The sequence below is a fragment of the Rhodomicrobium lacus genome (genome assembly GCF_003992725.1).
GTDB lineage: Bacteria > Pseudomonadota > Alphaproteobacteria > Rhizobiales > Rhodomicrobiaceae > Rhodomicrobium > Rhodomicrobium lacus.
On sequence record NZ_RZNF01000002.1, the window covers coordinates 1 to 13,368 of the forward strand.

General features: G+C 56.9%; 10 protein-coding genes and 1 pseudogene. 4 read left to right on the forward strand and 7 right to left on the reverse strand.

Features of this window, described 5'->3' with window-relative positions; all coding sequences use genetic code 11:
• Positions 1-18: 18 nt before the first annotated feature.
• Complete coding sequence (locus EK416_RS18060; RefSeq protein ID WP_281023844.1) at positions 19-153, reverse strand: hypothetical protein; 135 nt, start codon at positions 151-153, stop codon at positions 19-21.
• Positions 154-235: 82 nt separating this feature from the next.
• On the opposite strand from EK416_RS18060, the gene EK416_RS17610 reads away from it, so the two are divergent.
• Together EK416_RS17610 and EK416_RS00745 are read left to right on the forward strand one after the other, a co-directional pair.
• Positions 236-406 carry a hypothetical protein gene (locus EK416_RS17610; RefSeq protein WP_164729792.1) on the forward strand — a complete coding sequence of 57 codons (171 nt, stop codon included), beginning with the start codon at positions 236-238 and terminating at the stop codon, positions 404-406.
• Between the two features lie 268 nt (positions 407-674).
• Positions 675-1,675 (forward strand): annotated as a pseudogene (locus EK416_RS00745) (IS630 family transposase); the annotation flags it as partial.
• Positions 1,676-1,752: 77 nt separating this feature from the next.
• Here EK416_RS00745 and EK416_RS00750 read toward each other — a convergent pair.
• From EK416_RS00750 to EK416_RS00775, 6 genes are all read right to left on the reverse strand, one after another.
• Positions 1,753-2,898, reverse strand: a complete 1,146-nt coding sequence (locus EK416_RS00750) for an isochorismate synthase (RefSeq protein ID WP_127075349.1) — start codon at positions 2,896-2,898, stop codon at positions 1,753-1,755.
• 115 nt (positions 2,899-3,013) lie between these two features.
• Entirely contained in the window at positions 3,014-4,060 is a 1,047-nt protein-coding gene (locus EK416_RS00755; protein ID WP_127075351.1) for a methyltransferase, read from the reverse strand.
• A gap of 53 nt (positions 4,061-4,113) precedes the next feature.
• Complete coding sequence (locus tag EK416_RS00760; RefSeq protein WP_127075353.1) at positions 4,114-4,830, reverse strand: 4'-phosphopantetheinyl transferase family protein; 717 nt, start codon at positions 4,828-4,830, stop codon at positions 4,114-4,116.
• A 53-nt stretch (positions 4,831-4,883) separates the two neighbouring features.
• Entirely contained in the window at positions 4,884-5,660 is a 777-nt protein-coding gene (dhbA, locus tag EK416_RS00765; protein WP_425376106.1) for a 2,3-dihydro-2,3-dihydroxybenzoate dehydrogenase, read from the reverse strand.
• Positions 5,657-6,529, reverse strand: a complete 873-nt coding sequence (locus EK416_RS00770) for an isochorismatase family protein (RefSeq protein WP_127075357.1) — start codon at positions 6,527-6,529, stop codon at positions 5,657-5,659. Before EK416_RS00770 ends, dhbA begins: the two co-directional genes overlap by 4 nt.
• A gap of 14 nt (positions 6,530-6,543) precedes the next feature.
• Positions 6,544-8,172, reverse strand: a complete 1,629-nt coding sequence (locus EK416_RS00775) for a (2,3-dihydroxybenzoyl)adenylate synthase (protein ID WP_127075359.1) — start codon at positions 8,170-8,172, stop codon at positions 6,544-6,546.
• Between the two features lie 268 nt (positions 8,173-8,440).
• On the opposite strand from EK416_RS00775, the gene EK416_RS00780 reads away from it, so the two are divergent.
• Both EK416_RS00780 and EK416_RS00785 read left to right on the forward strand, forming a co-directional pair.
• Complete coding sequence (locus EK416_RS00780; RefSeq protein ID WP_127075361.1) at positions 8,441-10,126, forward strand: condensation domain-containing protein; 1,686 nt, start codon at positions 8,441-8,443, stop codon at positions 10,124-10,126.
• Complete coding sequence (locus EK416_RS00785; protein ID WP_127075363.1) at positions 10,086-13,286, forward strand: amino acid adenylation domain-containing protein; 3,201 nt, start codon at positions 10,086-10,088, stop codon at positions 13,284-13,286. The genes EK416_RS00780 and EK416_RS00785 overlap by 41 nt, the downstream gene beginning before the upstream one ends.
• Positions 13,287-13,368: the final 82 nt, after the last annotated feature.

A 13,368-nucleotide genomic window follows, 5' to 3' on the forward strand; every position in this document is an offset into this window, starting at 1 on the left:
GGGGGGGGGGGGGGGGCGTCATGCCACCGGATCGGTTTGCTTCGGGTTCATCCCAGCTTCTCTGACCGCTCTTTCCAGCCTCACCGCAAGAAACTGCAATCTGACGATGACCTCGATGAGATCGCTGGCGATCTGGCGGACTTCACTCTCCATCGCGCAACTCCGTGTTCATTAAACTCGTATGATTTTTTTGTACACGATGAACCTATGGAGCACAATCGAATACAGCGTGCTCATGGACGAGAAGAAAACCGAAACCCTGACCATCCGCCTGACGCCCTCGCAAAAGGCGCTGCTCGTGCGACTTGCCAAGGCTGACAAGAGACCTCCGGCGCAGCTCGCGGGGATCGTCATCGAGGAATGGCTCGAAGCGAAGACAGGGGCAGGGGACAAGGTCGTTCGTTAGACCGTGTCTAATGTCTGAGGCTCATGGAAAAACCGGCAATGTCCCGGCGCAGTCTTCCGAGCCGCATGCGGGCTTTCGGACAGGATTGGGACGCCGGGTGACGGGGCGGCGGCGCGCCTCCTTCCCCTGGCAGGGATTTCGAGCCACCGCAGGCGAGTATTGCGATCATCGGACGGTCCTTCGGGAGGCCGGGGTCGGGTTTGTCGACAATGCAGGGTTGCGGCTGGAGCGATGAGGGCTGTTGCTGCCATTGCGGGAAGATCGCTTGAAGCACGCGCAGCGGGCAAAGATCGTGCTTCATTCTGCTGAGCGCCGTTCCGTTTTCGACGTCGCCCGCTTAAGCGGCGTCAGCCGGCCAGCCGTATGGCGTTGGCAGCGGCGCTACGCCGAAAAAGGGGTGGACGGGCTGTTGCGCGACCAGACCCGCAAGCCAGGCAAGCCGCCTTTGTCAGCGAAGAGCGTCGCGAAAGTGCTGGCGCTGCCGTGTTCCGAGCGCCCCGGAAACGCCACGCATTGGACCGGACGCGCTGTCGCCAAGGCGGCGGGCGTTGCTTGCGCACGGTGCAGCGCATCTGGGGAGCCCACCGCCTTCAGCCGCACCGCTTGCGCACGTTCAAGAAGTCGAACGATCCCGCCTTCGCCGAAAAAGTCGAGGATGTGGTGGGCCTCTACATGAGCCCGCCCTGCCATGCCGTGGTCCTGTCCATCGACGAGAAGAGCCAGATCCAAGCGCTCGACCGCACTCAACCGGGCCTGCCGTTGAAGCCCGGCAAATGCGCGACCATGACCCACGATTACAAGCGCAACGGAACCACCACGCTTTTCGCCGCACTCAACGTGCTGGATGGAACCGTGCTCGGCCGCTGCATGAAGCGCCACCGCCATCAGGAGTTCATCAAATTCCTCAACGCCGTGGAGCGCAAGGTCCCGGCCGGCAAGATCATCCACGTCATTCTCGACAACTACGGAACCCACAAGCATCCCAAGGTGGACGCCTGGCTGGCGGATCATCCGAGGTGGGTTTTTCACTTCACTCCGACCTCGGCGTCCTGGCTGAACGCGGTCGAAAACTTCTTCTCCGCCATTACCCGGCGGCGCATCCGTCGTGGCGTCTTCAAATCCGTCGCCGACCTCGAAGACGCCATCAAGCGCTACATCGCCGATCACAACCGGAAGGCAAAACCCTTCGTCTGGACCAAAACCGCCGATGAAATCTTCGACAAGCTCAACCGCCTCAATCTGTACCTTCTGAATGAGTCAGTGCACTAGCGGCGCTGCTCAAGCGAGCTATACGGTTTGCGTATCCTTCAATCGGATAAAGTGCGCGGCTTATAGTAAATCGATCGCTACCGAACAAATCCAAGCGCACCCAGCACTGTGCCGAATTTCGCTTCGATTTCCGCGGCCTCATCAAGCGGCCGGGATCCCGCAACAATACCTGCGCCGGCGAACAGTTTCACCGATTGCCGAGCAACGTTGGCGCAGCGAAGTGCAACGGCCCATTCGCCATCGCCGGATGCGTCCATCCATCCGACAAATCCCGCATAAAGCTCGCGATCAAAAGTCTCTATGCTGCTTATCGCGCTCATAGCAGATTCAGTCGGATAACCGCAAACCGCAGGGGTCGGATGCAGCGCAAACGCTAGATCGACAGACGAGCATCGCGGATCGGACAGATATCCCGTTATCGTTGTCGAAAGATGCCACACTGTCGGGGTTTTGATCAAAGAAGGGGTATCCGGCACGTCCAGCGTCTCGCAGAACGGCGCCAGCGCATCCCTGACCGCCGATATGACGAGGGCATGCTCGTGTCTGTTTTTGGCGGAGTGCAAGAGCGCTTTCGCACTGGCCTCGTCCTCCTCCGGCGTCTTCCCCCGCTTGATCGAGCCTGCCAGCGGATTGGTAGTGATGGTCATGCCTTTCTTGCGAAGGAGAAGCTCGGGACTGGCACCGACGAAGACGTATGGGTGGCTCTCGATCCCAGCAGGAACGGCAAAAGTGTAGCCCGAAGGATTGATTCTGAGAAGGTTCGCAATCAATGAGGATAGACTGAGTTCTTCGGCAAGCGCTATGTCGAGTGCTCGGGCGAGAACAACCTTGGAGAGAGAGGGGCCAAATAGCTCCAAGGCTCGCGCGACGTCTTCCGCGAATGCCTTTTTGTGAGGCGACATATCGACGGCGATTGGCCGATAAGCCGCTATTTCGTCGCCTTTTGGGCGCAGATCGACGAAATCGCGCAATAAATATAGCTTAGCCGATGAGTGGCGCGAAAACGGAACGGCTCCAGCTACTATCTGATGGGCGTCTCTGGTATCAGCAAGAGCCCTCGCAATTGCCGACTTGAGCGTTGGTTGATCCGAAGCGCCTGAGGTCAGCACTGAGCCGCGTATCGGTCCACTGATCGTTTTCCAGCTGGACGAATAGAATAGCGCATTTGCGTCAAATCGTCGCGCATATGGCAATTCGTCTTCGAAAAAATACTCGTACTTCATGGCACACCCGCGTTTTGACGATTTCTCTTCAGCTAAAAATTGCACGATGCTTATGATGTCATCGTTGACGACACGATATAAATGGACATCGCAATTGCCATAATGCTGATAATTATCACCGTTTCTGCGGTGAACACTCCAAGATGGAGAGAGGCGTTTCGGTTTTTGTGAAGGACGCTGTATCAAAACCGCTCATGCTGAGCATCTTTGAAAGATCATCGAAGGTACGCTCCCGCCCTCCAAGCTGGACCATCATGAAAACGTCTTGAGAAGATCGACGTTGCGTTGAAGCAGTGTCATCGAGCATTATATCCACGATGACGAGACGTTCGCCGCCCCGCATTACAGCTCTCGTGTTATCGAGTATCCGTTTGACGGCCTGATCGTTGAAGTCGTGAAAAACCCTGCTAAAAATATAGATGTCGCCTGCTGGAGGAATCGCCTCGAAGAAGGAGCCGCGCTCAATGCTGGCTCGTCCCTCACACCGCAGTTTTTCGAAAGCGGAACTGAGGGTACTACCCTTGCGAGGAAGGTCGAACAGCACCCCTTTCGCCGTAGGGTTCCGCTCAAGAATCTGAGCAAGCAGAGACCCATCTCCGCCGCCGACATCAACTATGGTTACTCCTTCCTGAAACTCCAGATGAGAAATGACAACGGCGCCCATAGCCATCGACGCGCCCCGCATCTGCTCATCGAAGCGCACTTGCGCCTCGAAATCGTTGGCAAGGTATTGGAAGTGCGGGAGCCCATGCGCGAGTTCGAAGGCTGTATCGCCCCTTCGCATCTGATCATTTATGTACTCCCATGAGCGCCAATACAGTGGATGAAGCTCACAGGAAATCCATTGACAGAGACTGTTATCATGCCCAGGAACAAGGAATTTCGAAGTCGACGTCTTCGTATACTTGCCAGCATCATCCTTGCCGATGATTTCGACGCTAGCAAGGTGATCTAAAATCCTTCCGATGAGATCCTCGTGTACACCTGCGCGCTGCGCAATTTCGTCCACGCTCATCGCGCCGTGTTCGAGCATCGCAGGGATACCAAACTCGACCGCGACACGTATACACTGAGACGTGCGATAGCCGATGATCTGTTGTATCAGCTTTATCGGCGGTGTTTCGGTCCCGGAAACCTTTATTGGCTGCTTCTCCATTTGCATGGACTACCCTTTCCTCCGTTGCTTTCGCTGGATTTCATCAGAAGTGTTACCTTTTATCTTTCTAGCAGGATGCGGGTCAGCAGAAGTCTTTCTCGCTGGAGAAATTGCGCGGCAAATTCCGTACCCGCGCGCCAATGGGATCCAAGGTCTCTCGTGACGCGCAACATGGCGTCTCCGCTCCGACCCCAGTTCACAAGTTCGCACGCATCGAAGCCGAAATCGGCCTGAGCATCGGCAGGAAGCGACTTGAACAGGCTTTCCTTCAGGGAGAAGGCGAGTGAAATCGTGAAGACAGCAATCTGCGTCTCCAACCGCCTCCGCTCGCTTTCGCTCAAGACAAGCCAAGAGATGTCTCGTGCCTCGGACGCCGTCAGGACTTTCTCGATATCGACGCCTGCTCCAACATACCGGTGCGACCTGCCGACCAGCGCGACAGCGCAATTCTGACTATGTGATATCGCTCCCACGAGACCTTCGGGCCAGTTCGGAACAGGGAACCCCCCGATAATTCCGCAGCCATCGCCGCCCATAAGCAGCCTCACCGCCTGGCCGGCGCAGCGCCGCCCCGCGATGAACTCCACTCGCCTGCTTGGTCTCGCCCGAGCGATTTGTTGGGGTATGCCCATATCTCCATCTGCTTGAAATAACTCTTCAACAGAGTTCCATCGGAATTTGGTGAAAAGGCATCTGCACTCAGCCTCGTCGTCGTCCCATGGATGGATTTTCTCGAAGAGACTAGAATATTGGGATGTTTCATGTTCTCGATACATGACGTCACTTGCTACGTGTTCCAGCTCATAATCCTGACAATTTCCGCAAGTGGCTACGCACCGAGCGTTGCCCCGCCATCGACGACGATGTCTTGAAGGGTCACGTGGCCTGCATCATTCGACGCCAGAAAAAGAGTGACATCGGCGATATCATCGGGAGTTGCGATCTTTCCGAGGGGAATGCCTAGCTTGAACTGGTCGGGAAAGCCGCCAAGCAACCGGTCGCGGTCCGCGCCGCTCGTCAGCATCCCGCTCAACATCGGCGTATCGGTCGAGCCGGGGGAAACGACATTACAACGCACGCCGTAGGGCGCGACCTCAAGCCCGACGCAATGGCTCAAGCTCGTCAGAGCGGCTTTCGAGGCGCAGTAAGAGGCCATGTGTGTGCGGGCTACATGCGCCGCGTTGGAGGCGATGTTTACGATAGCGCCGCCCCGTTGTTTCTTGAACACCGGTATCCACTCCCTGAAAAGGTAGAATGGGCCAGCTACATTCACGTCAAAGCACCGTTTCCAGGCTTCGGTGGCGAGACTTTCCACAGGTCCCATTTCGAGCACACCCGCTGCGTTAACGAGAACGTCGAGCCGCTCGGCGTCGTACTTGAGCCGGTTGCTTATCGCGCCGACCTGATCAGGGTCGCTGATGTCGACCAGATGAAGCGTGAAGTTGAGTGCGCGCGCGCTCGCTGCGATGTCGAGGCCGATGACGTTTGCCCCTTCTTCCGCGAAACGCTCGGCCACCTGGTGTCCTATACCGCGTGCGGCGCCCGTTACGAGGACGCGTTTGCCGCGAAAACGGCGAAGCGACATGGCGCTACTCCCTCTCATCAAGCCGCCATGCACTTCCTATCGATCAACTCCCACCACGCGTTTAGCGTCGGGGCTCGCGCCAAGTCTTCAAAACTGACAAGAACGCCACGCGCTTTCAGTTCACTCGCAAGCCTCATGACCTGTAGGGAATCGATCCCGTAAAAGAGCAGGTTCTCGTTCGGATCGAGGTCCGTCGCATCCTCGAGGAGCCCGCGCACGCGAGCCTCAAGCCAATCCCGCGTGACGGTGCTCGCCGCCGACGTTTCGATCAACGCTTCGGTCGCAATTACCGATCCACAGCGCCTTGCGACGTAGTCCAGAGCCATCCGATGCTCTGCCTCCGAAAAGTCGGCGACAGCATCTCCAATAATGAACGGCTGAATGTCGCTCATGAAGGCATCGACTGCGGTCACCATACAGCCGATATGAGCATAGACGCCGCCTATCAGAAGTTGATCGCGTCCAGCACTCTTCATTTGTTCAAGAAGGCTTGTCCGCCGGAAAGCGCTATAGCGCCATTTGGTGAGCACGATGTCTTCTTCATTCGGGGCGAGATCTGGAACGATCTGCTGTAGATCGGGATCGGCCTCAGTAAGGCCGGCACCCCACATGTGGTTCAAAAGACCACGATCAACGGTGGACTGTGTGTGCGGTTGCGCGGTGTAAATCACAGGAACACCGTTTTCCTTGGCCCAGCGGCGCAGCGACGCCAGATTTTTGATCAGTTTATTTTTTAGGATGCTTTCATCCTCGTAAAATCCGAGAAAATAGCGCTGCATATCGTGGATCAGAAAGGCCGCCCGCTTCGGATCAGGCCGCCAATTCGTCTTGTTCATTGGAAACGAAGGTGGAAGCGGCATGGGATAATCAGCCAATCGAGGAATAGCCATGAGAGTAGACCTGTTCAGTTGGAGGCGGCGTTACCCGCGGAACCACGCTCTTCGCCCAACCGCCTTTTGTCGATTTTCCCGACAGCGGTCAGCGGCATTGCATCGATGAACGCAATGCGATCCGGCAGCTTGTATTCAGCAGTTCCAAGCGAAGCCAGGTAACGCCTGAGCGACGAAGATTTGAGGCCGGGATTTCGCGTTACGATAAAGGCGCAGCTCCGCTCACCCATCGATGGATCTTTGATGGCAATCAAGGCCGCGTGAGCTACGTCCGGGTGCGTCAGAAGCAGGTTCTCGACTTCCTCGGCGGCGATCTTTTCCGCGCCCCGGTTGATCTGATCCTTCATTCGCCCAACCACGCGCAGATCACCCTCATCAGTGATCCGCACCAGATCGCCGGTCTTGTAGAAGCCTTCATCGTCGAAGGCGTGAGCATTGTGCTCGGGGCTCCGATAATAGCCCCGGAAGGTATAGGGGCCACGGGTCGCCAACATGCCGACCTCGCCTTTAGCGACGGGGCACCCTTCTTCGTCGATGATCTTGATCTCGTCGTAAGGGCTCATTGGCCGTCCCTGGGTCGTGAAGACACGCTCGCCGGGATCGTCTAGCCGGGTGTAGTTGACGAGCCCTTCAGCCATGCCGAAGACCTGCTGCAAACGACACCCCATGGCTTCGGGTATGCGGCGTGCTATGGCTTCGGCGAAATTCGCTCCCCCGACCTGGAGCAGATCAAGAGACTTGAGCGATGCCTCTCTGCCGGGAAGTGCATGAAGCCAAAGCGATACGGCGGGAGGCACCAAAGCGACCATGTTAACGGAGTGCCTTTCGATAAGGTCGAAACAGCTCAAAGGCTCGGGGCTCGACGCCATGACGACGCAACCCCCGACGTGAAAGACGCCAAGAGCACCGGGCGAACTCATCGGATAGTTGTGTCCCGCTGGCAGAGCGCAGAGAAAGCGCGTCTTTCGCGTTAATTGACAGATTTCCGCACTTAGTCGGACGCTGTAGTCATAGTCGTTGTGGGTTCGCGGGATCAGCTTCGGTGTCGCAGTGCTCCCCCCCGACAGATTGAAGAAAGCGACCTCGTCGGGCGCCGAGGGAGCATAACAACTCGCCCCCTCGAACGGCGTATTGATCCAGTAGTCAAGGCTTGAGCTGGAATTCGTCTCTCCCAGGAACAGGGCCAATGAGAGATTCGGCGAGATCTCCTTGAGGACACCCACGAAGGCATCGTCCGAGAACAGCGGATTGGCACGGGTGCCGATCAGAAGGCGGGGCGCGATTTGTCTCGCATAGGCAGTCAATTCGAGTTTGCGATGAACGAACAACGCATTGACCGGTGCAACGCCGATCTTCAACAGCGCGAAGAAGACGATGTAGAATTCGGCGACATTCGGAAGCTGTACGAGCGCCGCATCACCGACCTTCATGCCTTGCGCAGCCAACCGCCCAGCAAGATTTGACGACAGTCGATCAAGATCGCCATAGCTGAACCGACGGTCGCCACAGATAATAGCCAGATCCTTCGTGCAGTCTTTTTCTTTATCCTCTATTATTCGGCTTAAAGGACGACCCAGCCAAAGCCCCTCCGTAACGTAGAGTTCAGCCATATCATCCGGCCAGCGACAATATTCTATATTCATAGCGAGCCACCCATACACTGACGAATTACATACCAGATCAAAAATACTATTGCAACGAAATATCGATAAAATCAAAAATGATATTTTTGTTTTTGTAATAAATATAATCCTTCCACTCTTTTAATCATTCTAAATTTGAAATATATAACTTGCGATCATTGCTTGACTCGAGTTACATTATCTTGGGTTTGCTTTCTGGAAGCATTTGAATTTGACGAGACGACTCGATTGATCGTCAGTCTGCTAATCTGACCAAGGTGCATGCGTAATGAGAGAGCTTACCGCAATGCAAGCTGCTTACTGGGCTGGCAGAGCTTCCAGTGGACCTCTTGGAGGGGTAGCGGCGCATCTTTACGCGGAATTTGACGGCAACGAACTCGTACCGGATCGCCTGCGCTGCGCACTGGACCGCCTTGGTTCAGTTCATCCTATGATTCGGCTTGCGGTTGATGCCGACGGTCGGCAAAGCATCCGCGAAGGAAGAGAGATGCCTGTCTTGGAAACGGAGGATTTAAGAGCCTTGCCGGGCACTTCGCTGCATCGGCACCTGGCAGCGAAGCGTCGCGCTTGGGCCGAGCAGGCGCTGGATCTGATCGAGGGGCAGGCGACAGCCTTCAGCCTCAGTCTTCTGCCTGGGGGGCGAGCGAGATTGCATGTCGACGTCGACATGATTGCCATTGATCCAGTCAGCTTTCGCGTCATGATGGATGATCTCGCGGCTTTATACCTGGAACCTCAGTCGAACCGCACTGGAGACACGCGCTTCTTCGACTGGCTTGACAGCATGAGCGTTGAAGTCGAACACATCAGGCAGCGCGAGCGGGACCGGCTTTGGTGGCAGGAGAAATTGGCCGCCCTCCCCCCGGCTCCTCTCCTTCCCTTACGCCCCGATGGAAGAGCACGGCGCAAGAACCGCCGCCTGGCTACACGACTCTCTTGCGCGCAACGACACGCTCTTGAAAACGCCGCGCGAGCCTTGCGGGTCACGCCGACGACCCTGCTGCTCGGGCTTTTCGCCATAGCGCTTGGGCGCGCGACGCAATGCGACCGTTTCCGGCTTAATCTGCCGATATTCTGGCGTGCTCCGGCTGTCGGTAACGAGGACCAGCTCGTCGGGGAATTTTCCAACCTGCTCATCGTGGCCATCAATCTTCACACAGTCGATACCGCAGGGGCGCTTTGCCAGGGGCTTCAGACACAGATCTTCGAACTTCTTGCTCACTCGGCCTATCCGGGCGTTAACGTCATGCGTGATCTATCCCGGAGGCGAGGAGATCTGGAGGTCTCGCCCGTGGTGTTCTCATCCGGGCTCGGCTCAACGGTGGGGGAGTTGTTTTCCGAGCGTGTCCGCCGTGTGTTCGGCAAGCTGAACTGGGTGACGTCGCAAGGTTCGCAAGTCGCCCTGGATGTTCAAGTGGCAGTCGTCGACGGGGGGCTCCTGATAAATTGGGATGTGCGCATCGACGCAGTCGCGCGCGACTGGGTCATCGATCTTTTCAGCTCCTATTCGCGATTGCTGCGAAAGGTGAGCGATCAGCCAGACCTTCTGAGCGCCAGCTTGAGCCGTCTGAACGACGAGGTTCAGCCCTCGCGTCGCTCGGACGAACATGTATCGAGATCGCCCAGCGAAACAGAAAAAATGGTGATCCATCTTATGAATAGGCTTTGCGGCGATCGGGCCGTCCCTGAGACCGATGCAGACATGGTAACGATCATGGCGGAGAACGAACTTGCCGATTTTCGTAACTTTATAAATCGTTACATCACCTCTTGCGCGCTGTCTCGGGATGACCTTCGAACACATAATACCCCTCGTCGTATCGCCGATTTGATGCGCCTGCGAACGAATGAAGTCTCCGAGATGATTGCGGGCGCTTTCCTGAAATCCGTGTGCTCCGACGCTCGGACAGGAGATGCAAAACTCCAAGACCAAGGTCGTGATCACGATGAGTGAAGAGGAAAGCGTCCTCGTGCGGCCATTGACGAAGCTGCAACAAGCTTATCTGCTTGGGCGAGAAAGACATCTGCCCCTCGGCGGTGTGGCGATGCAGGAGTTCCGGGAATATCGCGGCCGAATCGATCTCGACAGGCTTCCCGAGCGCCTCATGCAACTCGTAAGGCGCCATGAGTGTCTGCGGACGCGGATTGATAGCGTCAAGCTCGTCCAGCAGGTTCTTCCGGACGCGGCAATCAATTACGAGGAAGTCGACCTTCGGTCCTGTGCACGTTCGGAGGCGTTCGACCGGATTGATGAACTTCGCAGCGATTTCGCTCATGAGCTGTTCGACCTTGCCGCTCCTCCTTGGCGCGTAACCGCGTTTCGGCTGTCAGAGCCCGATGATGGCGATCCGTGCCGTGACTCGGGGGTTGTCTTCGTCCGCTTCGATGCGCTCATTCTCGATGGTCAGTCGATCGCAACCTTGATGATCGAATTGTTCGGCGCGGAAGCGTTCCACTTGGAGGGAACAAAATCGCCAGCTATCGCTTCGTCTTCGCCCGAAAAAGCCGCAAGGGCCAAGGATGGCAACTACTGGCGCGAAAAACTCGCCCATATTACCGATCCGGCGCAGTTGCCTTGGAAAAAGCCTCTCGAAACCATCGCTTCGTCGCGATACGACCGAGCAACCCTCATCATAGACCGCGACAGCTTCGCGAAATTGTCCTCAATCGGAGCACGCCACGTCCTTTTCAAGAACACGGTGATCATGGCCGTCATCCTTGAGGTGCTTTCAAAATGGCAAAAGGAGGGGGCTCTCTGCGTCGGCGTGCCGGTGGCACCTCCCGCATCGAGATCCTTGAGCAACGAATCCAGCTTCATCGCGATCAGTTGGGACAGACGGGATGGCTCGATACTCGACCGAACGCGGATGCTGCAAACCGACATACATGAAGGGCTGGCTCATCTCTCGTTTTCGGGCGTCGATATAGCGCGGCTTCTCGTCAATGCCCATCGCCAAAGCCCGGCGCTCCCCGTCGTCGTGACCAACGGTCTCTCCTGGCCGACCCTCCCTGCGCAAACACTCGTGCGACAGCACGCTGGGCTTACCCAAACCCCGCAAGTTGCGATGGATATACGCCTGACGCTTGATCCGGCGAAAAACCTTGTCATCGATATCGATCACACCCGCGAAGCTATTGACAGGGAAATCGTGCTCGATCTGCTCAAGGCGCTGGAGCGCGCGATCAAGGCGATTTGCTCGGCTGGCGCACTAACTTTCGAACACAGCGACGTCGTCGATCTCCAGCACTACCGGCACAACACGGCCCGGCAGGAACTCATTTGCAGTAACTACCTGCAACGCATCGCCGACAACCTCTTCAGCCTTCTCACTTCAAAGACGGCGATGGTTTGCGGCGAGCGACGTCTTTCCTATCGGGATCTCGGGCTTGATGTCGCCAAAGCGATGGCGTCCCTTAGGGCGCAGACAATCGGCAGGGGCAGCGTTGTTGCAATCTGCTTGCCCCGCTCTCCCGAGCACATGGCGGTCACACTGGCCAGCGCTTTTACAGGAGCGATCTGGGTGCCGATCGACGCCGCGTCGCCGCCGGATCGGTTGCACTATCTGCTCGAAAATTGCAGGCCCGACATCGTGATCGCTTCCAGCCTAATCGCCGGCTTCAAGACTTTGAGCGTCGAAGAGATGATGGCCCAAGAAGCGCCGCGCGATCCCTATGCCCTCGCGGAACCGCTTACTGCACTCTCTTCGAGCGAGGAGGCAGGCTATTACCTCTACACATCCGGGACTACCGGCAAACCGAAATGCGTCGTTCTCTCGAACAAGGCAACGTCGAACGTCATCGAACGGACCATCGATGCCTGGAGTGTAACCGAGCGAGACGTTTTCATGTCGGTGACGCCGCTCCATCACGACATGTCGGTCTTCGATATCTTTGGCTGCCTGACCGCAGGCGCGACCCTGGTCTATCCGGAAGCCGCCAAGGAGAAGGATGCAATCGACTGGAACCGGCTCATCGCCAAGCACGGTGTCACCATCTGGTGTTCCGTGCCTGCGATTCTCGAAATGCTCCTCGCTTGTCGGCGAAGCGACGAACTCAAATCTTTGCGGCTCGTTGCGCAGGGCGGCGATTACATCAAGCCGTCGGTGGTCGACGAGCTTCGCCAGATGAACGCAACCTTGCGCCTGATCTCCCTTGGAGGACCGACGGAGACGACGATCTGGAGCATCTGGCACGAGATCGGATCAGACGACATTGGCCAGATCCCCTATGGACGGCCTCTGCCGGGAAACAGCTATTTCATAATCGACGATATGGGAAACCATTGTCCGGCAGGCGTCACCGGACGGATCCATACTGCCGGCGTAAATGTCGCGCTCGGCTATATTGAGAACGGCGGCCTGCATCAGACAGATTTTGTCACCGTTGCCGATGAAAACGGGCTTCAGGTGCGCGCCTTTCGTACCGGCGATTGTGGCCGTTATCGCAAGGACGGCACGATCCTTTTTTCGCATCGCGTCAACGGCTACATCAAGATCCGTGGTGTGCGCGTTTCCCTGCCAGACATTGAAAGCGAACTGGTCGAGCACCGTTCCGTGCAACGCGCGCTCGTCGTAGACTATGGGAGCGAGCATAGGGGGGAAGCAGCTATCGGCGCGCTCTACGTTGCCAGATCAGGAGCGGATGTAACGGCTGCCGAACTTCGTGCATTTGCCAGAAGGCGATTGCCCGAGTCTCACGTGCCGACAGTCTTCACGCAAGTAAACGACCTGCCGCTTTCGCCGAACGGCAAGCCTGATCGGCGGCGCGCCCGCGAGCTTTTCGTTTCGGAAAGAGACCGCGAGCGGAAAACCGGGAGCGCTTCAACGCTATCTACGACCTCCGACAGGGAGCGGCGCGTGCTTGCCATCTATCTTGAGGTTCTCGGAGCGTCGGCAGATGGGCCGGATTCAGGAACGCAATTCATGTCGCTTGGCCTGCTGCCGTTGCATCTGCATGCGGTGTCGCGGCGAATGCGTGAGGAATTCGGCGTGGAACTCTTACCGAAGCAGTTGCTGAAGTGTCGGAATGCGAGGCAGGTCGCAAGCTTGTTGCTACCTCAGCCTGAGAAAATCCTGCCAGATTGCAACACCTGGAGCGCGGCCGGAAAGGTGTGAAGCGGTTTTCCGATAAGAACGCGCGACAGAACAAAAAGATAGAGCGCACTTTTGGTTCAATCAAAAGTGGATACGCTCTGGA